The following is a 19,967-nucleotide window of genomic DNA, read 5'->3' as shown; positions in this document are numbered from 1 at the left end:
CCGGAATGCGGCGGCGGACATGCCGCTCGGCGCGAGATCCTCCGTCATCCGTACGCGCGCGAACGCAACCCGCGCGTAGAATTTCCGCTCGCTCAACACCGCCTGCTCGGAGAACGACATTGCAGAACGCGTCGCAGCCGCCGGCCTCGCCGAAGATCCTCGTCAGCATGTGCGTGCTCGGTCACCCCGTCCGTTACAACGGCTCGGCGAAGACCGCCGCGCATGAAACGCTCGCACGATGGCAGCGCGAAGGGCGCCTGGTGCCCGTGTGTCCGGAACTGGCAGGGGGATTGAGCGTGCCGCGTCCGCCCGCCGAAATCGCGGACGGGGAATCAGGGCAACGCGTTCTGTCGGGCGTCGCGCGCATCGTCGACGTGCACGGCACCGACGTGACGGCGCCGTTCATCAATGGCGCGCGCACTGCGCTCGCGCTGGCACGCGCGCACGACTGCCGCTACGCGATCCTGGCGGACGGCAGCCCCTCGTGCGGAAGCAGTTTCATTTACGACGGGAGTTTTGCGGGCCGACGGCATGCCGGCGCCGGCGTGACGGCGGCGCTGCTGCGCCAGCATGGCGTCGAGGTGTTCGCGGACACCGAAATCGACGCGCTCGTCGCACGCCTCGCGCAACGATCGCAGGCCGAATGACGATGTGGCCGGCACCATGATCGCGTGCCAGCCACATGTTTTGCGAGGGAAACCGGTGAAGCGGCGTGAACCTCGCCGCTCCCCCGGATGACGCGATCAGACGCGCTCGATCGCGATCGCGATGCCCTGGCCGACGCCGATGCACATCGTGCACAGCGCGAAGCGGCCGTTGGTGCGATGCAGCTGATACATCGCGGTCGTCACGAGGCGCGCGCCCGACGCGCCGAGCGGATGGCCGAGCGCGATCGCGCCGCCGTTCGGGTTCACGCGAGGATCGTCGTCGGCGACGCCCAGCATGCGCAGCACCGCGAGGCCCTGCGACGCGAACGCTTCGTTCAGCTCGATCACGTCGAACTGGTCGATCGTCATGCCGAGCCGGGCGAGCAGCTTCTGCGTGGCCGGCGCGGGGCCGATGCCCATCACGCGCGGCGCGACGCCGGCCGTCGCGATGCCGAGCACGCGCGCGCGCGGCGTCAGGCCGAAGCGCTTCGCCGTGGCTTCGTTCGCGAGCAGCAGCGCGGCAGCGCCGTCGTTGACGCCCGACGCATTGCCGGCCGTCACCGAGCCGTCCGGACGCACGACGCCCTTCAGCTTCGCGAGCGTCTCGAGCGACGTTTCGCGCGGATGCTCGTCACGCGAAAAGACAACCGGATCGCCCTTCTTCTGCGGAATCGTGACCGGCACGATTTCCTCGGCGAGCGTGCCGTCCTGCTGCGCACGCGCGGCCTTCTGCTGGCTGCGCAGCGCGAACAGGTCCTGGTCGGCGCGGCTGATGTTGTAGTCGACCGCGACGTTCTCGGCCGTTTCCGGCATCGAATCGACGCCATGCAGCTGTTTCATCAGCGGATTGACGAAGCGCCAGCCGATCGTCGTGTCGTAGATGTCGGCCTGGCGCGCGAACGCGCTGGCGGCCTTGCCCATCACGAACGGCGCGCGCGTCATGCTTTCGACGCCGCCGGCCACCATCAGCGCGGCCTCGCCCGACTTGATCGCGCGCGCGGCCACGCCGACCGCATCCATCCCGGAACCGCACAGGCGGTTGATCGTCGAACCCGGCACGCCCTCCGGCAGACCCGCGAGCAGCGCGGACATGCGCGCGACGTTGCGGTTGTCCTCGCCGGCCTGGTTCGCGCAGCCGTAGATCACGTCGTCGATCGCCGTCCAGTCGACGTCGCGGTTGCGCTCGACGAGCGCCTTGAGCGGCACCGCGCCGAGGTCGTCGGCACGCACGCCGGACAGCGCGCCGCCGTAACGGCCGATCGGGGTACGAATCGCATCACACAGAAAAGCTTCGGTCATCAGTGTCTCCGGTCTCATGCAAGGCTGGGAAGTTAATGAAACGCGCCCCTTGCATTGCCCGCCGGGATGCGCTTAAATGTTCTATATACGAACATAAGATCGTGTATCGAACGTTCAACGCATCATAGGGAGTGCGGGGACGACCTGTCAAGCGCCCGGTCCGCGGTGCGGTTGGCGTGTCAGGCCCCATGCGCTATCTTCTCGGCTGCACGACAATCCGACCGTTCATGACAACCGAAGACATCCAGACGAAACCGGGCGACTCCTATGTGCAGTCGTTCGCGCGCGGCCTCGCGGTGATCCGCGCATTCGACGCCCAGCGCCCGGAGCAGACGCTCACCGAGGTCGCCTCGGCCACCGGGCTCACGCGCGCCGGCGCGCGCCGGATCCTGCTGACGCTGCAGACGCTCGGCTATGTCGAGGCCGACGGCCGGCTGTTCCGGCTCACGCCGAAGATCCTCGAACTCGGCTTCGCGTATCTCACGTCGATGCCGTTCTGGAGTCTCGCCGATCCGGTGATGGAGCAGCTGTCCGCGCAGATCCACGAAAGCTGCTCGGCCGCCGTGCTCGACCGCACCGAGATCGTCTACGTGCTGCGCGTGCCGACCCACAAGATCATGACGATCAACCTGTCGATCGGCAGCCGCCTGCCCGCGTACTGCACGTCGATGGGCCGTGTGCTGCTGTCCGCGCTCGACGACGCGGCGCTCGACGAAACGCTCGCGCAGAGCGGCATCCGCGCGCACACGCCGCGCACGATCACCGACATCGGCGAGCTGAAGGCGACGATCGCGCAGGTGCGCCAGCAAGGCTGGGCCGTGGTCGACCAGGAACTCGAAGTGGGCTTGATGTCGATCTCGGCGCCGATCCGCAACCGGCGCGGGCAGGTGATCGCCGCGATGAACATCAGCGGCAACGCGCAGCGGCATACCGCGAAGCAGATGGTGAAGGAGTTTCTCGGGCCGCTGCAGCAGGCCGCGCAGACGGTGTCGGAACTGGTGGCACGGCGCGGGTAAGTGCACCGCGAGATGGCCGGATCGGCGCGACGGCCATGCGCGGACACAAAAAAAGCGGGGGGCGCGTGGCCGCCCGTTCAATGCTTCGACTCTCCTGTAACGCTCGCTCAATTCGACAAGCACGACATTGCGCGGCGCCGCTCAGGCACCGTGCCCACCACTCACGCCCCGAGCAGCATCCCCGTGCGCACCGGCACCGTCCCCGTCACGCGGCCGAGCGGCGCACCGGCCGTCACGAAGCGGATCGCGCGGCGCATGTAGAACACGCCGTCGGTGCCGCTCGACACCGTCGTGATCGCATCGGTCAGCGGATCGACGATGTCGAACAACGGATCGCCCGCGCGAATCGTCGCACCGATCGCCGCGCGGTGCACGAGAATCCCGCTCACCGGCGCGTAGAACTGCTCGCTGCCCGCGAGCGGCGTGGCCGGCGCGGCGAGCGGCGGCAGCGGCGCGCGCTCGCCACGCACCGCGCCGCACCACACCAGATAGTCGACGAGCGCATCGGCGTCGCGCGCCGCGTATTCGTGCGTCACGTCGCGCTGGCCGCGGCACTCGACGGTCACGGCCACCGTGCCCGCGGCCATCGGCGTGCGTTCCGGCAGATGCTGCCGCAACTGCGTCCACAGCAGGTGATGCGCATCGTCGAACGCGTGGCCGCCGGAATCCTCGGCGAGCAGCGACACCGCCGCGCCGAGATAGCGCGCGAGCGGCTCGACCTGCGGCCATGCCGCGTCGCTCGTGTACACGTGCATCACCGCTTCGAGCGAGCAATGCAGGTCGATCACGACGTCTGCGTCGTGCGACAGCTTCAGCAACGCAAGCTGCAACGCGTCGAATTCGGTGCGCGGCGCGATCTCGTCGAGCGCCGCGCCGACGCATTCGCGCACGATCGCGCGATTGCGTTCGGGATCCGCGCCGAGCCGGTCGCGCGCCCGCGCGGCGATGTCGGCGAGCGGCAGGAAGCCGCGATTGAAATTGCGTCCGCTCGCGAGATCGAACCGGCCGATGAATTGCCCGAGCAGATGGTGATTGAGCCCGATCGGGTTCGCGACCGGCACCAGCACGACCTCGGCCGCGAGCCGGCCGGCCGCGTCAAGCTGTGCGAGTCGCTGCTTGAGCGCGACGGCGGCGAGCATCGCGGGCGTCTCGTCCGCGTGCAGCGCGGCCTGCAGGTAGATCTTGCGGCCGGCGTCGGCCGGCCCGAAATGAAAGCTCGTCAGCGTGCGCTGCGTGCCGATCGACGGCGACAGGAGCGGCGTGGTGCGAATCTGCATCGAGGATCCCGAATGAAAAATGCGTACGAAACGGCGCGTTCGGCTCAGTCGCCGTAGGGGTTGAAATCGAAGTACTGCTTCGCGATCCGCTCGTACGTGCCGTCCTTCAGCATCGACGCGATCGCGCCGTCGATCGACGCCTTGAGCGCCGTGTCCGACTGGCGCATTCCGATGCCGACACCGCGATCGCCCAGGTCGAGCGGCGCGCCGACGAACGCGAAGCCCTTGCCCTTCGGCTGGCGCAGGAATCCGTAGTCGGCTTCCACCGTGCCGAGCAGCGCGGCGTCGAGCCGGCCGTTGACGAGATCGGCGAACACGTCGTCCTGGCTCTTGTACGGCACCACGCCGACGCCGGCCGGCGCCCAGTGCGCAAGCGCCCACGATTCGAACTGCGTGCCCGACTGCACGCCGACGCGCTTGCCGGCCAGCGACGCGGCCGTGCTGCCGAGCCCGCGCTCGGGCCGCGCGACGAGTCGCGACTTGAAGCGGAACAGTTTCGACGAGAACAGGATCTGCTTCTCGCGCTTCTCGGTGATCGCCATCGACGACAAAATCGCGTCGATCTTGCGCGCCTGCAGCGCCGGGATCATCCCGGAGAATTCCAACTCGACCCACTGGCAGCGCAATTGCGCACGGCGGCAGATCTCGTTGCCGAGATCGACGTCGAAACCCTTCAGGCTGCCGTCGGGCGCCTTCGCGTCCATCGGCGGATAGGTCGGATCGATGCCGAGGCGCACCACATGCGCATCGAGCGCGTGCGCGGACGGCGCCGCGAAACCGATGCACAGGGAAGCCAGCGGAACGAGGAAGCGGCGGAAGCGAGGGAGGCGTGGCACGCGTTTCATGATCGGCGGAAGGCGGGAAGTGGAACAACCGGGATGGGCCGGACTGCCTGCGATCGTAGTGCGCGCGCGTCGCCGCCGGAACGCGCGGCTGTCTTATCATGATCAGTATTTCCGATCACCGGCCTCGCGCTCGACCATGGCGTTCACGCTGTCCCAGCTCCGCATCTTCCAGGCCGTCGTCGAACACGGCAGCCTGCGCGCCGCCGCACGCGCGCTGGATCTCGCGCAGAGCGGCGTCACGCAGCAACTGCAGAGCCTCGAAGCGACGCTCGGCGCGACGCTGTTCACGCGCACCAATCGCGGGATCGTGCCGACGGCCGTCGGCCAGCGGCTGCTCGCGCGCTCGGGCGCGATCCTCGGCGAATGCGAACAGGTCGAGCACGAGATCCGTCAGCTGAGCGGCGCCTACGAAGGCACCGTCACGCTGGGCCTCGTGACCGAACCGCTGATCGATGCGTTCGCGCCGGTGCTGACCGCGTTCCGCGCGCGCTTCCCGAAGGTCGACGTGCACTTGCGCACCGGCACGTCGCGGATGATGATCGGCTGGCTGCGCGAGAGCGCCGTGGATTTCGCGATCGCGCTCGTCGCGAAGCAGACCGACACGACCGATCTCGCGGTCACGCCGCTGCATGCGTCGGCGCCGGTGGTCGTGTGCCGCAACGGCCATCCGCGGCAGCACGCGCAATCGCTTGCCGAGCTGGCCGACTACGCGTGGGTGTCGACGCGTTCGCCGAACCTGAGCGCCGATCCGGTCGTCAACCGGCTGCTCGCGTATTTCGACGCGCACGGCCAGCCCGCGCCGACGATCATCGCAACCGTGGAAGGGATGTTCGAAACGCTGCAGCTCGTCACGCAGACGGATTGCCTCGCGCTCGAATCCGAAGCCGTGACGCGGCACGGGCCGTTCGCGGGCGCGCTCGCGAAGGTGCGCGTGCGCGAGCAGGCTGAATCGCAGGAAGTCTGCCTGCTGCAGCGCGCGGCAGTGCCGTTGACGCCCGCCGCGCAGGAACTGGCGACGATGCTCGCGTCGTACCTGAGGACCGTGCGCGGGCGGTAATCCAGACGCGGATCGCCGCCCGCGGCGCCGCCCGTCAGTCCATCGATTCGCGCGCCGTCTCGCGCAGCATCGCGACCGCGATCAGCGACAGCACCACGCACACGGCCACGTAGCCGGCCGGCGCGAGCTTGGTGCCCGTCGTCTTCACGAGCCAGGTCGCGATCAGCTGCGCGGTGCCGCCGAAGATCGTCACCGCGAGCGCATACGCGATCGAGATGCCCGTTGCGCGCACGTGGCGCGGCAGCGATTCGCACATCAGCGCCATTTCGGATGCCGAACCGAGCGAATAGAACAGCAGCATCAGCGCGGTCAGCGGCAGGATCACCGACAGCGTCGGATGATGGTTCATCAGCCAGAACGCCGGGAACAGCAGCAGGACCAGCACGCCGCGTCCGACGAAGATCGGCATGCGCCGGCTGCCGAGACGATCCGACAGCCAGCCGAACAGCGGGCATGTCACCAGCATCACGCAGCCCGAAGCGACGCCGACGAACATCGACAGCTTCATCGGCAGCCCGAGCGTATGGATCGCATAGGTCGGCATGTAGAAAGTGAGGATGTAGGTCGACACCGTGCCGCCCATCACCGTCAGCATCAGCAGCAGCACCGTGCGCGTATGCTGCGAGAACAGCTCGCGCAGCACGCCGCGTTCGATCCCGTGATGGCTGTCGCCGGGCGCATCGTCCGCGAGCCGGCGGCGCAGATACATGCCCACCGGCGCGATCAGCACGCCCACGAGGAACGGCAGGCGCCAGCCCCAGCCCTCGAGCGCGTCCTTCGTCAGCGTGTTCGACAGCAGCGCCGCGAAGCCCGATCCCATCAGCGCCGCGCCGCCTTGCGTCGCCAGCTGCCAGCTCGCGCGGAACGCGCGGTGCGACGTGCCGCCCTGCTCGATCAGCGTGGAAGTCGCCGCGCCGAATTCACCGCCCTGCGAAAAGCCCTGCATCAGCCGTGCGCAGACGACCAGCAGCGGCGCGGCCACACCGACCTGCGCGTAGGTCGGCGCGATCGCGATCAGGCCGGTGCCGAGCGCCATCAGCATGATCGTCAGGTTCAGCGCGGCCTTGCGGCCCTTGCGATCCGCATAGACGCCGAGCACGACGCTGCCGAGCGGCCGCGTGAAGAAGCCCGCGGCGAACGTCGCGACCGACAGCAGCAGCGACGTGGTCGGATCGCTCGACGGGAAGAACAGCTTGCCGATCAGCACCGCGAAAAAGCCGTACACGGTGAAATCGAAGAACTCCAGCCAGTTGCCGATCACGGCCGCCGCGATCGCGCCGCGCTTCGTGACGGCCGGTGCGCCGCGCGTATCGGCTTCGGCAGCCGCCGCCGACGCGGGGTGCAGCGCGAGATGGTCTTTCTGCATCGTTCGTTTCTCCTCTCAATGCGGCCGGAAGCGCCGGCCGCGCGCCGCCGCCGGGGCTACTGCCCGAGGTACCGCTCGACGAGGCGCGTCCAGAACGCCGCGCCGATCGGCAGGTTGCGATCGTTGAAGTCGTACTTCGGGTTGTGCACCATGCAGCCGTCCTCGCCTTCGCCGTTGCCGAGCCGCACGAACGAGCCCGGCCGCTGCTGCAGCATGAACGCGAAATCCTCGCTGCCCATCAGCAGGTCGGCCTGCTCGACCACGTGCGCGTCGCCGACCAGCTCGCGCGCGACCTGCGCGGCGAAATCCGTTTCGGCATCCGTATTGACGACGACCGGATAGCCTTCGATGTACTCGACATGTGCGGTCGCGCCGTAACTCGCGGCCTGCGCTTCGGCGAGCTCGACGATGCGGCGCTTGAGCAGCGCGCGCACGTCGGGGCTGAACGACCGCACGCTGAGTTCGAGGCGCGCGCCGTTCGGGATCACGTTGTTCGCGGTGCCCGCGTGCATCGAGCCGACCGTGACGACCGCCGGTTGCGACGGGTCGACGTTGCGCGCGACGATCGTCTGCAGCGCCATCACGATGCTCGCCGCGACGACCACCGGATCGACCGTCAGGTGCGGCCGCGCCGCATGGCCGCCGACGCCCTCGATCGAGATGATCGCCTTGTCGCCGGCCGACATGAACGGGCCGCGCCGCGTGAGGAACACGCCGGGCGCCGCGCCCGGATGGTTGTGCATGCCGAACACCGCATCGCACGGAAAGCGGTCGAACAGGCCGTCGTCGATCATCTTCTTCGCGCCGCTGTCGACGCCGTGCTCTTCCGCCGGCTGGAAATACAGATGCACGGTGCCGGAGAAGTTGCGCGTCTTCGCGAGGTGTTCCGCGGCGCCGAGCAGCATCGTCGTGTGGCCGTCGTGGCCGCATGCGTGCATCTTGCCGTGCGTGCCGCTCGCGTATGGCAGGCCGGTCGCCTCGAGGATCGGCAGCGCGTCCATGTCCGCACGGATGCCGATGCTGCGCGTGCCGTCGCCGACGCGCAGCGTGCCGACCACGCCCGTCTCGCCGACCCCGCGCGTCACCTGCCAGCCCCATTGCTCGAGCTTGTCCGCGACGAGCGCGGCCGTCTCGTGCTCCTCGTATGCGAGTTCCGGGTGATGGTGAATGTGATGGCGAATCTCGCGCAGCCCGCCGGCGGCGGGCATCAGATCCTCGATTTCGGTGAATCGGACGTCGGTGGTCATCAAGCGGCTCCTGCTGATCGTCAGCGTGTCAGCCGCACGCGAACGGTTGCGTGCGGGAAAGCGAGCCACTATAGCGAGCCGATATCCGTTGAATAAGATGCGGAATTTTTCACCGCGATAAATTTATTTAATCAGGGTTTGTACCAGTGCGAGTGAGACCCTATGCTTGCACCGTTCGCAGACAGACTTGCTCCATCCGGCTATAAACACGCTATTCGGCGTCGGCAGCGTCACCCCACTTGGCGAGGAGCTGATGAACAACCCGATTCGCGGCCACATCATCGTCGACGTCAACGCATGACGCCACTGGCAACACGCGATGTTTCTTTTTCAGGCCCGCGGCTCGTGCGTCGAGACCGCCCGTGCCACTTCATCCAGGAGACCTAATGACCGCAGCAGACAACACGCCCGTCAGCCGCTTCCCCGTGCCGGCACTCGAAGACCTGCCCGACGACATTCGCGAACGGATCGCGGCCGTCCAGGAAAAATCGGGCTTCGTCCCGAACGTATTCCTCACGCTCGCGCATCGCCCGGACGAGTTTCGCGCGTTCATGGCGTACCACGACGCGCTGATGGACAAGTCGGGCAACCTCACCAAGGCCGAACGCGAAATGATCGTCGTGGCCACCAGCAGCGTGAACCAGTGTCAGTACTGCGTGATCGCGCACGGCGCGATCCTGCGCATTCGCGCGAAGGATCCGCTGATCGCCGATCAGGTCGCGACCAACTATCGCAAGGCCGACATCACCGCCCGACAGAAGGCGATGCTCGACTTCGCGATGAAGGTTTCGCAAACCGCGCACCTGGTGGGCGAAGCGGACTTCGATACGCTGACGTCGCATGGCTTCACCGACGAGGACGCCTGGGACATCGCGGCGATCTCGGCGTTCTTCGGGATGTCGAACCGCCTCGCGAACGTGACGAACATGCGGCCCAATGCGGAGTTCTACGCGCTAGGGCGCTGAAGGCCGCCGGCAACGACGATCGCGGTCGACGACCGGCGCGGCGCTCAAGCGAACCCGCGATGCCCCGGCTTACCCGACCTTCTTCAACGCCTGCAGCCCATCCGGGAGCTTCGCGTCCGGGAACATCGTCGACAGCGTCGCATCGCGCCACCGCGCCGCCTCCTCCGCGCGCTGCGCTTCCGCCTGCTCGCACACGAACAGCGCATCGCCGCCGAGCAGCAGACGCATCGGCACGTCGTCGCGACGCGACAGCTCGACGATCAGCGCCGCGATCCGTGCGGGATCGCCGACCTCGTGGCCGCCATACGCGCCGAGCAATTCGAGAATCTTCCCGACCGACGGCTGATAGTCGGGCAGCAAGCCGTCGACCTCGCGCTTCGCCTGCGCCGCCCATTCGGTGCGCATCCCGCCCGGCTCCAGCGTGCACACGCGCACGCCGAACGGCGCGACTTCCTTCGACAGCACGTCGCTGAACCCGCCGACGGCCCACTTCGCGGCCTGATACGCGGACAGGCCGGCCGTCGCCGTGCGCCCGCCGACCGACGACACCTGGAAGATGTGGCCCGCGCGCTGCGCGCGCATCGTCGGCAGCACCGCGCGCGTCATGTTGACCACGCCGAACAGGTTCGTTTCGATCTGGTCGCGGAAATCGTCGGCGGCCATCTGCTCGAACGGCGCCGTATGGCCGTAGCCCGCGTTGTTCACCAGCACGTCGATGCGGCCGAACGCGTCACGCGCATCCGCCACCGCATGCGCGGCCGCGGCGGCGTCGGTCACGTCGAGTTCGATCGGCAGCAGCCGGTCGCCGTACCGCTCCTCCAGATCCGCGAGCCGCGCGGGATCGCGCGCACCGGCCACCAGACGATCGCCCGCCGCCAGCACCGCTTCCGCGATCGCACGCCCCAGGCCGCGCGCGGCCCCTGTTACCAGCCAGACTTTCGACATTTTCCACTCCTCGACAAGGTTGAAACCACAAAATGAATGATTACTCACTCATTAATATGGGCGCTGACACGATGGTTTTCACCGTGCGTCGCCCTGCCTGAAACCGCCTTCCGTCGCGGCGGACGCGCCCGAGCCGAACGCGCCGCCGATCACCCGCCTCCCGCTGTCCGCCGCGCAGTCCGTCCGGCGGGCCGTTCGCTCAGACAGCGTGCAGCACGGCCCATAGCGCACGAAACCCGGCCTCCCGGTATCCGTCGGCCAGCGCCGGATCGCGCGCGATCGATTCCATTGCCGTCTCCGCGATCGACGTGAACAGCGCCGCGCAGAACGCGTGCGCATCGTCGGCCTTCAGCCCGCCCGCCGCGGCAACCTGCGCGCGCAGCAGCGAACTGATCGCGCCGAACCCTTCGGCCCCGGCCGCGCGATGCGCGTCGTCGATGCGGCCGCTCACGCCGAGTTGCTGCAACGCGCGGCGCCCGTCCGGGTTCGCGACGCCCCACGACACGTAGCCGTTCCACGCATGCCGCATCGCCTGTTCGGCCGGCGCATGCTCCGGAAACCCGGTCATCATCGCCTCGCGCATCTCGGCCTTCAGGCTCAGGTACAGCGCATTCAGCAACGCATCCTTGGTCTCGAAATAGGTAAACACCGTGCCTTCCGCGACGCCTGCGAGCCGCGCGATGCGCGCGGTGGTCGCGCTCGCGCCGTCCTCCGCGAGCGCGCGGGCGGCGGCGGCGAGGATGGCGTCGTGCTTGTCGGGACTGCGCGGTCGGGCCACGTTCGATTCCTTTAATGAGTGAGCGCTCAATCATAATCACGACATGCAAGCAATGCAAGTGCTGTTACAACGCGGGAACACATACGCAATCGATCAAAAGCGTGCACTATTAGCGTTTTCACGTACTGGCGCGCCAACGCACCGGCGCCCGGCGCTTCGACGTTCGTTCCACGCTCACACCGCTTCAGACCGCGATCCACTCATGACGAATAAGCCCAACCAGACCGAAGCCGACCAGCCCGTCGACATGATCATCTTCGGCGGCGGCGGCGACCTGGCCGCCCGCAAGCTGTTGCCCGCGCTGTACATGGCGCACCTGCACTGCAACCTGCCGCCGGAGACGCGCATCATCGCGGTCGGCCGGCGCGACTGGGGCATCGACGGCTATCGCAAGTTCATGGACGAGCAATCGCGTCCGTTCATCGACGACAAGGCGTTCGACGCCGACGCGTGGGCCCGCTTCCTCGACCTGTTCAAGTACGTACTGATCGACGTGAACGCGCCGGAAGACTACGCGCGCCTCGCCGACGCGGCGCGCGGCGATGCGATCCGCGTGTTCTACCTGTCGACATCGCCGGAGCTGTTCACGACGATCTGCGACAACCTGTCGGCCGCGCACCTCGTCGACGCGCGCTCGCGCGTCGTCCTCGAAAAGCCGCTCGGCCACGATCTCGCGTCGGCGCAGGCGATCAACGACGCGGTCGGCAAGCATTTCGCGGAATCGCAGATCTACCGGATCGACCATTACCTCGGCAAGGAAACCGTGCAGAACCTGATGGTGCTGCGCTTCGGCAACCCGATCTTCGGGCCGCTGTGGCAGGCGCCGAGCATCCGCAGCGTGCAGATCACGGTGGCGGAGACGGTCGGCGTCGGCAGCCGCGCGGGCTTCTACGACCATACCGGCGCGCTGCGCGACATGGTGCAGAACCACCTGCTGCAACTGCTGTGCATCGTCGCGATGGAGCCACCGGTGTCGCTCGACCCGGACGCGGTGCGCGACGAGAAGCTGAAGGTGCTGCGCTCGCTGCGGCCGATGGCGCTGTCGGACGTCGCGCGCGACACGGTGCGCGGCCAGTACACGGCCGGCGCGGTCGACGGTCAGCCGGTCAAGGGCTATCTCGAGGAAGACAACGTGCCGGCGGACAGCCACGCGGAGACCTTCGTCGCGCTGCGCGCGCACATCAACAACTGGCGCTGGGCGAACGTGCCGTTCTTCCTGCGCACCGGCAAGCGGCTGCAGCGCCGCCAGTCGGAAATCGTGATCGAGTTCGCGGACATGCCGTTCTCGATCATCCCGAGCGGCCCGCGCCACTACAGCAACCGCCTCGTGATCCAGCTCCAGCCGGAAGAGTCGATCCAGTTGCAGATGCTCGCGAAGGAGCCGGGCAGCGGGATGAAGATGGTGCCGGTGAGCCTGAACCTCGACCTGCAGCAGGCGATTCCGGAACGGCGCGCGGAAGCGTACGAGCGGTTGCTGATCGACGTGATCCGCGGCCGTCTCACGCACTTCATGCGCCGCGACGAACTCGAGGCCGCGTGGTCGTGGGTCGAGCCGATCCTCGACGGCTGGAAGCAGCTCGGCGATCGCCCGCGGCTCTATACCGCGGGCACGTTCGGACCGGCGGCATCGTCGGCGCTGCTGGCGCGCGACAACATGTCGTGGTCCGAGGAAGCGTAAGCGCTGCACGACGGCGTGCCCGCGGCGCAAGCGCCGTGCGGCACGCCGGATCACACCCGGCCCACCGCCGCCCCCCGCTTCCCTTCCGGCGCGCCGCCGTTACAGCGGCCCCATCCAGGCAGCCTTGCGCCGCGTCGGCGCATCGCTGCCGCTGCTCCCGCCGCCCAGCACCTCGATCATGTAATCGACGAACGACGCGATCCGCGACGAGATCGCGGTGTTCCGGTAATACACCGCGTTAATCGGCTGTTCGACTTCGAGCGTCTGCCGCGCGAGCACCTGCACGAGCCGGCCGGCCTCGCGATCGTGCGCGGTCATGAAATCCGACAGGCACACCATGCCCGCCCCCTCCAGCGCGAGCTGCCGCAGCGTCTCGCCGCTCGACGACCAGATGGCGGGCTCGATGCGGCTCGGCTCGCCGTCCGCGCCGAGGATCGGCCACACGTTCAGCGATTCCGGCTGCGTGAAGCCGAGCAGCGTGTGCTTGGCGAGATCCTCGACCTTGCGCGGCTGGCCGTGCGCTTCGATGTACGCGGGGCTCGCGAGGATGCGCAGCCGGCTGTTGCCGATCCGCCGGCTGTGCAGCGTCGAATCCTTCAGGCGGCCGATCCGGATCGCGACGTCGGTGCGCCGCTCGAGCAGGTCGATGATCCCCTCGTTGCTGTTCAGCTCCAGCTCGACCTTCGGGAAGCGTTCGCGGTAGCCGCGCACGAGCGGCACGATCACGTGCAGCATGAACGGCGTCGCGGCATCGACGCGCAGCCGCCCCGACGGCATCTCGCGCCGCGCGAGCATCTGCTCCTCGGCGTTCTCGACCGATTCGATGATCGCGCGCGCATCCTGCAGGAACGCGCGTCCTTCTTCGGTCAGTTCGAGCCGGCGCGTGGTCCGGCGCAGCAGCGTGGTCTTCAGCTTCTCCTCGAGCCGCGCAAGCGTGCGGCTCGCCGCCGACACGGTGACGTCGAGCTGCTGCGCGGCGGCGGTGATCGACCCGGTGTCGACCACGGCGGCAAAGGCCTGGAGTTCGTCGAGCGTGATTTTCATTGTTGACCTGAAATCAAAACAATTTGGTTTATAGACCAGTTTTTCCGCAAAAGTAAAGGCGGCACACTGCGATCCATTCTTACTGGAACCTGGATCCCGCCATGCCACTCGCCCTGCTTGCGCTGACCATCAGCGCCTTTGCCATCGGCACGACCGAATTCGTGATCGTCGGGCTGATTCCGACGATCGGCGCCGATCTCGGCGTCAGCCTGCCGTCGGCCGGCCTGCTCGTCAGCCTCTACGCGCTGAGCGTCGCGATCGGCGCGCCGCTCCTCACCGCGCTCACCGGCCGCGTGCCGCGCAAGACGCTGCTCGCCGCGCTGATGGCGCTGTTCACCATCGGCAACCTCGTCGCCTGGCAGGCGCCGGGCTACGAATCGCTGATCGTCGCGCGCGTGCTCACCGGCCTCGCGCACGGCGTGTTCTTCTCGGTCGGCTCGATCATCGCGACCACGCTCGTGCCGAAGGACAAGGCCGCCAGCGCGATCGCGACGATGTTCAGCGGCATGACCGTCGCGTTCGTCGCCGGCATTCCGCTCGGCACGTTCATCGGCCAGCACTTCGGCTGGCGCGCGACGTTCCTGATCGTCGCGCTGTTCGGCCTCGTCGCGTTCCTTGGCGCGGTTGCCTTCGTGCCGCGCGGTCTTCCGCGGACGCCGCCGGCGCCGCTCGCCCGCCAGTTCCGCGTGCTGGCCCAGCCGCGCCTGCTGCTCGTCTATGCGATGACGGCGGTCGGCTACGGCGGCTCGCTGATCGCGTTCACCTACATGGCACCGCTGCTCGAACAGATCGCCGGCTTCACGCCGTCGCAGGTCAGCCTCGTGCTCGTCGGCTACGGCGTGTCGGTCGCGTTCGGCAACGTGTGGGGCGGCAAGCTCGCCGACCGCGTCGGCCCGGTCAAGGCGCTCAAGCAGATCTTCCTGCTGCTCGCGATCGTGTTGCTCGCGCTGACCTTCACGGTGCACGTGAAGTGGCTCGCGGTGCTGACGATGCTCGCGTGGGGCGCCGTCGCATTCGGCAACGTGCCGGGCCTGCAGGTGTACGTCGTCAAGCAGGCGCGCCACTTCGCGCCGGACGCCACCGACGTCGCATCGGGCTTCAACATCGCCGCGTTCAACCTCGGCGTCGCCGGCGGCTCGTCGCTCGGCGGCCTGATCGTCGCGAACGTCGGCCTCGGCCATACGCCGTGGATCGCCGCCGTCGTCACGCTCGGCGCGTTCGCGCTGACCGCGCTGAGCGGCCGCCTCGACCGCGGCCAGGGCCTGCCCGAACGCACGGCCGAACCCGTCGAACTCGCCCATTGAACGTCACTTGTTTGCAGGAGCCGCCCAGCATGAACGCATCGACCCGACGTCCGCCGTTCGCCGGCAAGACTTTCGAAGTCCGTTACGACGGCCTCACCGCCCTCAACGCATATGACGAGGACGGCCTCCACATGCGCTACGAGATCACCGAAGGCGCGTACGCCGGCGCGACGGGCGAAGTCGCCTTCACGTGGCAGCACGTCGCCGGCGAGACCTACGCGATCTCGTGGCAGGAAGCCGACCGCGCGACGGTCGTGCACCTCGACGATTTCGCCGCCGGCACGTCGCGCGCGTTCTTCACCGCGTCGTCGCTGGACTTCTACCGGCTCGCAGGCAGCCTGCGCGCCATCTGAACGGAGACGCCCGACCATGTCCACTTCACTCGACAAGCTCGCCGACGGCGGCTTCAGCATCGGCGTCGAACTGCCGCTCGACAACGACTGGTCGCCGGCCGGCGACGCGAAGCGCCAGCATGACGGCCGCCGCCCCGGCGTGCCCGACCTGGAAATCCACGCGGAGCTCGCGCAACTGGCCGACACGCTCGGCTTCCGCGCGCTCTGGGTGCGCGACGTGCCGGTGTACGACCCGTCGTTCGGCGACGCCGCGCAAGTGTTCGAGACCTTCTCGTATCTCGGCTACCTCGCCGGCATCACGCGCGACATCCTGCTCGGCACGGCGGCCGTCGTGCTGCCGCTGCGCGAACCGCTGCTCACGCTGAAATCGGCCGCGACGATCCAGGAACTCAGCCGGGGACGCCTGCTGCTCGGCGTCGCGAGCGGCGACCGGCCGGTCGAATATCCGCTGTTCGGCCGCGACTTCGCGTCGCGCGGCGCGAACTTCCGCGACCAGATCGCGCTGCTGCGCGACGGCGCGCGTGCGCATCTGCCGCCCGGCCTCGACGTGCTGCCCGCCGCGCGCTCGCCGGTGCCGCTGCTCGTCGCCGGTCTCGCGCAGCAAACGCCCGCCTGGATCGGCGAGCACATGGACGGCTGCCTCGCATATCCGGGCACGCCGGCCGATCACGTGCAGCGCGTCGCGAACTGGCGCGCGGTGGCCGGCAACAAGCCGTACGTGAGCTTCATCCATCTCGACCTCGCGGACGATCCGCACGAGCCGCTGCAACGGCACCGCTTCGGCGCGCGCGCCGGACGCATCGCGCTGACGGAGGAACTCGCGGCGATGCGCGACGCCGGCGTGCAACACATCGGCCTGCATTTCCGCCGCAACCGCCGCCCGCTCGACGAGACGATGGCCGAGATCGCGTCGGACGTGCTGCCGGCATTCCATGCGAATGCCGCTGCGAGCGCGCTGGCGGGCACCGCCTGAGGCCGGCACGCCGCCAGCCAGCCCGATTCACGACCGATATTTGATTTCAAATCAAATATTTTTGACCTCTAGAGGCGTTTATCTCATCAGTCCAGGACGCCAGAATGGCTTCCATAACGCAATCGGTCCACCTCTTCCAGGAACACAAGATGAGCAACATTCCCGCATTCGGCCTCGGCACTTTCCGCCTGCAAGGCCAGGTTGTCATCGACTCGGTCCGCAACGGCCTCGAAGTCGGCTATCGCGCGATCGACACCGCGCAGATCTACGGCAACGAAGCCGAAGTCGGCGAAGCGATCGCCGCATCGGGCGTGCGCCGCGAAGACCTGTTCCTCACGACGAAGATCTGGGTCGACAACTACGCGCCGGAAAAACTGGTCGCCAGCCTCGAGGAAAGCCTGCGCAAGCTGCGCACCGACTACGTCGACCTGACGCTGATCCACTGGCCGGCGCCGGAGAGCGGCGTGTCGGTCGAGACGTTCATGACCGCGCTCGCCGACGCGAAGGCAAAGGGCCTCACGCGCCGGATCGGCATCTCGAACTTCAACATCGAACTGACGAAGGAAGCGATCGCGGTGGTCGGCAAGGATGCGATCGCGACGAACCAGATCGAACTGAGCCCGTACCTGCAGAACCGCAAGCTGGTCGAGTTCCTGAACGGCGAAGGCATCCACGTGACGTCGTACATGACGCTCGCATACGGCAAGGTGCTCGGCGACCCGGTGATCGGCGCGATCGCGCAACGTCACGACGCGACGCCGGCGCAGGTCGCGCTGGCCTGGGCGCTGCAGCTCGGCTACTCGGTGATCCCGTCGTCGACGAAGCGCGAAAACCTCGCAAGCAACCTGCTCGCGCAGACGCTGCGCCTGACCGACGAGGACATGGCGCAGATCGCCGCGCTCGAGCGCAACGGCCGCGAAGTCGACCCGATCGGCCTCGCGCCGACGTGGGACTGAACGCACCGCCCCCTCAATCGAACCGTCCGCGGCCAGCCGGCCGCGGCACCGACAGGAATTCATCATGACCCAGGACCCGCTTTTCCAACCGCTGCAATTCGGTTCGCTGACACTGCCGAACCGCATCGTGATGCCGCCGATGACGCGTTCGCGCGCCAGCCAGCCCGGCGACGAAGCCAACGAACTGATGGCCGCGTATTACGCGCAGCGCGCGAGCGCGGGCCTGATCGTCAGCGAAGGCACCTACATCGCGCCGCTCGGCAAGGGCTACGCATGGACGCCCGGCATCCACACGCCGTCGCAGGTCGCCGGCTGGCGCAAGGTGACGGACGCCGTCCACGCCGCGCACGGCCGCATCTTCGCGCAGCTCTGGCACGTCGGCCGGCTGAGCCACACGAGCCTGCTCGGCGGCCGGCAACCCGTGTCGTCGTCGCCGCTCCAGGCGAAGGGCGTGAACGTGTTCGTCGCCGGTCAAGACGGCACCACGCCGGGCTTCGTGCAGGCCTCCGAGCCGCGCGCGTTGTCCGTCGACGAAATCCGCGAGATCGTCGATCAATATCGCGCCGCCGCGCGCAACGCGATCGAAGCCGGCTTCGACGGCGTCGAGCTGCACGGCGCGAACGGCTATCTCGTGAACCAGTTCATCGACTCGAACGCGAACACGCGCACCGACGCGTACGGCGGCTCGCTCGAAAACCGGCTGCGCTTCCTGCGCGAAGTCGCGCAGGCGCTGATCGAAGGCACCGGCGACGCGTCGCGCGTCGGCATCCGCCTCGCGCCGCTGACCACGCTGAACGGCTGCGTCGACGACGATCCCGAGACGACCTACCTCGCCGCCGCGAAGCTGCTCGGCGAACTTGGCGTCGGCTACCTGCACATCGCGGAAGCCGACTGGGACGACGCGCCGCTGATGCCGGTCGAATTCAAGCAGCAGCTGCGTGCAGCGTTCCCGGGCGTGCTGATCTACGCCGGCGCGTACACCGCCGAGCGCGCGCGCGAAGCGATCGCCGCCGGCTGGGCCGACCTCGTCGCCTTCGGCCGCCCGTTCGTCGCGAACCCCGACCTGCCCGAGCGCCTGCGTACCGGCGCCGCGCTCACGCCGCACGACCGCAACACGCTGTTCGGCGGCGGCGCACGCGGCCTGACCGACTATCCGACGCTCGCGCAGGCCGCGGCCTGAGCGATCGACAGGAGTCCGACATGAGAATCACGTCCCCTTCCCGCGTAGGATTCGGCACCGCGCCGCTGGGCAACATGTATCGGGACATCCCGAACGAGGAAGCGCTGGCGACCGTCGACGCGGCCTGGGAAAGCGGTATCCGCTACTTCGACGCGGCGCCGCTGTACGGCGCCGGCCTCGCCGAGCTGCGCCTCGGTGAAGCGCTCGCCGGCCGCCCGCGCGACGAATATTCGCTCGGCACGAAGGTCGGCCGCCTCGTGCTCGACGAGCACGAGGATGCGTCGCAGCGCGATCTCGGCGAGAAGGGCGGGCTGTTCCGCCATGGGCTGCCGAACAAGGTCGTCTACGACTACACGGAAGACGGCACGCTGCGCTCGCTCGAGGCGAGCCTCGAGCGGCTGCGCACCGACCGCCTCGATACCGTGTGGATCCACGATCCGGCGATCGACTTCCACGGCGAGCGCTGGCTCGAGGTGTTCGACGTCGCGATGTCGGGTGCGGCCAAGGCACTCACGCGGCTGCGCGACGAGAAGGTCATCAAGGGCTGGGGCCTCGGCGTGAACCGGATCGAGCCGTGCGAGCTCGCGCTCGAGCGCTCGGATCCGGACGGCTTCCTGCTCGCCGGCCGCTACACGCTGCTCGACCATGCGGGCGCGCTCGAACGGCTGATGCCGGAAAGCGCGGCGCGCGGCCTCGGCATCATCGTCGGCGGCCCGTACAACTCCGGCGTGCTCGCGGGCGGCACGCACTTCGAATACCAGCCGGCCACGCAGGAGATGCTCGGCCGCGTCGCGCGCATCCGGCAGATCAGCGAGCAGTTCGGCGTCGACGTCCGCGCAGTGGCGCTGCAGTTCTCGCTCGCGCACCCGGCCGTCGCGGCCGTGATCCCCGGCGCGAGCCGGCCCGATCGCATCGCCGAGAACCTGCGGCTCGCGTCGGCGCCGATTCCGGCAAGCCTGTGGGACGCACTGAAGGCCGAGCGCCTGATCGGGGAACACGCTCCGACGCCGGCCGGCGCGGCCTGAGCCGCTTCCGCG

General features: G+C 68.3%; 19 protein-coding genes. 11 read left to right on the top strand and 8 right to left on the bottom strand.

The window, feature by feature from the left end:
- The first annotated feature begins 119 nt into the window (after positions 1–119).
- On the top strand, positions 120–647 hold the full coding sequence (locus HWX22_RS04975; protein WP_175915141.1) for a DUF523 domain-containing protein: 528 nt from the start codon (positions 120–122) through the stop codon (positions 645–647).
- A 96-nt stretch (positions 648–743) separates the two neighbouring features.
- Here the strand turns inward: HWX22_RS04975 and pcaF are convergent, their stop codons facing one another.
- Positions 744–1,946: a 3-oxoadipyl-CoA thiolase gene (gene pcaF / locus HWX22_RS04970; protein WP_059599074.1), complete on the bottom strand. Its 1,203-nt coding sequence runs from the start codon at positions 1,944–1,946 to the stop codon at positions 744–746.
- Between the two features lie 227 nt (positions 1,947–2,173).
- On the opposite strand from pcaF, the gene HWX22_RS04965 reads away from it, so the two are divergent.
- On the top strand, positions 2,174–2,962 hold the full coding sequence (locus tag HWX22_RS04965; protein ID WP_059528522.1) for an IclR family transcriptional regulator: 789 nt from the start codon (positions 2,174–2,176) through the stop codon (positions 2,960–2,962).
- Positions 2,963–3,123: 161 nt separating this feature from the next.
- Here the strand turns inward: HWX22_RS04965 and HWX22_RS04960 are convergent, their stop codons facing one another.
- Entirely contained in the window at positions 3,124–4,239 is a 1,116-nt protein-coding gene (locus HWX22_RS04960; protein ID WP_175915140.1) for a succinylglutamate desuccinylase/aspartoacylase family protein, read from the bottom strand.
- Between the two features lie 44 nt (positions 4,240–4,283).
- Positions 4,284–5,036: a transporter substrate-binding domain-containing protein gene (locus HWX22_RS04955; protein ID WP_236873269.1), complete on the bottom strand. Its 753-nt coding sequence runs from the start codon at positions 5,034–5,036 to the stop codon at positions 4,284–4,286.
- A 184-nt stretch (positions 5,037–5,220) separates the two neighbouring features.
- Here HWX22_RS04955 and HWX22_RS04950 point away from each other — a divergent pair, with 184 nt between their 5' ends.
- Complete coding sequence (locus tag HWX22_RS04950) at positions 5,221–6,141, top strand: LysR substrate-binding domain-containing protein (protein WP_175915139.1); 921 nt, start codon at positions 5,221–5,223, stop codon at positions 6,139–6,141.
- Between the two features lie 34 nt (positions 6,142–6,175).
- On the opposite strand, the gene HWX22_RS04945 is transcribed toward HWX22_RS04950, so the two are convergent.
- Both HWX22_RS04945 and HWX22_RS04940 read right to left on the bottom strand, forming a co-directional pair.
- Entirely contained in the window at positions 6,176–7,507 is a 1,332-nt protein-coding gene (locus tag HWX22_RS04945; RefSeq protein ID WP_175915138.1) for an MFS transporter, read from the bottom strand.
- 56 nt (positions 7,508–7,563) lie between these two features.
- The gene (locus tag HWX22_RS04940; protein WP_175915137.1) at positions 7,564–8,754 is read right to left on the bottom strand and encodes a M20 aminoacylase family protein; all 1,191 of its coding nucleotides are present in this window, start codon (positions 8,752–8,754) and stop codon (positions 7,564–7,566) included.
- Positions 8,755–9,140: 386 nt separating this feature from the next.
- Between HWX22_RS04940 and HWX22_RS04935 the strand changes: the two genes are divergently transcribed.
- On the top strand, positions 9,141–9,719 hold the full coding sequence (locus tag HWX22_RS04935; RefSeq protein ID WP_175915136.1) for a peroxidase-related enzyme: 579 nt from the start codon (positions 9,141–9,143) through the stop codon (positions 9,717–9,719).
- Between the two features lie 69 nt (positions 9,720–9,788).
- On the opposite strand, the gene HWX22_RS04930 is transcribed toward HWX22_RS04935, so the two are convergent.
- On the bottom strand, positions 9,789–10,664 hold the full coding sequence (locus HWX22_RS04930; protein WP_175915135.1) for an SDR family NAD(P)-dependent oxidoreductase: 876 nt from the start codon (positions 10,662–10,664) through the stop codon (positions 9,789–9,791).
- 199 nt (positions 10,665–10,863) lie between these two features.
- Positions 10,864–11,442, bottom strand: coding sequence for a TetR/AcrR family transcriptional regulator (locus HWX22_RS04925; protein WP_059814978.1), 579 nt, complete (start codon positions 11,440–11,442; stop codon positions 10,864–10,866).
- A gap of 202 nt (positions 11,443–11,644) precedes the next feature.
- On the opposite strand from HWX22_RS04925, the gene zwf reads away from it, so the two are divergent.
- The gene (zwf, locus tag HWX22_RS04920) at positions 11,645–13,120 is read left to right on the top strand and encodes a glucose-6-phosphate dehydrogenase (protein WP_059528548.1); all 1,476 of its coding nucleotides are present in this window, start codon (positions 11,645–11,647) and stop codon (positions 13,118–13,120) included.
- Positions 13,121–13,219: 99 nt separating this feature from the next.
- Here the strand turns inward: zwf and HWX22_RS04915 are convergent, their stop codons facing one another.
- Positions 13,220–14,164, bottom strand: a complete 945-nt coding sequence (locus tag HWX22_RS04915; protein ID WP_175915134.1) for a LysR family transcriptional regulator — start codon at positions 14,162–14,164, stop codon at positions 13,220–13,222.
- Positions 14,165–14,265: 101 nt separating this feature from the next.
- On the opposite strand from HWX22_RS04915, the gene HWX22_RS04910 reads away from it, so the two are divergent.
- The 6 genes from HWX22_RS04910 (at position 14,266) to HWX22_RS04885 (ending at position 19,955) form a co-directional block, all read left to right on the top strand.
- On the top strand, positions 14,266–15,468 hold the full coding sequence (locus tag HWX22_RS04910) for an MFS transporter (RefSeq protein WP_059528553.1): 1,203 nt from the start codon (positions 14,266–14,268) through the stop codon (positions 15,466–15,468).
- 29 nt (positions 15,469–15,497) lie between these two features.
- Entirely contained in the window at positions 15,498–15,821 is a 324-nt protein-coding gene (locus tag HWX22_RS04905) for a hypothetical protein (protein WP_059689337.1), read from the top strand.
- Between the two features lie 16 nt (positions 15,822–15,837).
- The gene (locus tag HWX22_RS04900) at positions 15,838–16,794 is read left to right on the top strand and encodes an LLM class oxidoreductase (protein WP_175915133.1); all 957 of its coding nucleotides are present in this window, start codon (positions 15,838–15,840) and stop codon (positions 16,792–16,794) included.
- A 149-nt stretch (positions 16,795–16,943) separates the two neighbouring features.
- The gene (dkgB, locus tag HWX22_RS04895) at positions 16,944–17,750 is read left to right on the top strand and encodes a 2,5-didehydrogluconate reductase DkgB (RefSeq protein WP_175915132.1); all 807 of its coding nucleotides are present in this window, start codon (positions 16,944–16,946) and stop codon (positions 17,748–17,750) included.
- A 64-nt stretch (positions 17,751–17,814) separates the two neighbouring features.
- Entirely contained in the window at positions 17,815–18,930 is a 1,116-nt protein-coding gene (locus HWX22_RS04890; RefSeq protein ID WP_175915131.1) for an alkene reductase, read from the top strand.
- A 20-nt stretch (positions 18,931–18,950) separates the two neighbouring features.
- Positions 18,951–19,955 (top strand): aldo/keto reductase, encoded by a 1,005-nt coding sequence (locus HWX22_RS04885; RefSeq protein WP_175915130.1) that lies wholly within the window; start codon positions 18,951–18,953, stop codon positions 19,953–19,955.
- Positions 19,956–19,967: the final 12 nt, after the last annotated feature.

This window comes from Burkholderia sp. BCC1638, assembly GCF_902833195.1.
In the GTDB taxonomy this organism is placed as follows: Bacteria; Pseudomonadota; Gammaproteobacteria; order Burkholderiales; family Burkholderiaceae; genus Burkholderia; species Burkholderia diffusa.
This window is presented reverse-complemented; position numbering and strand designations above follow the sequence as displayed.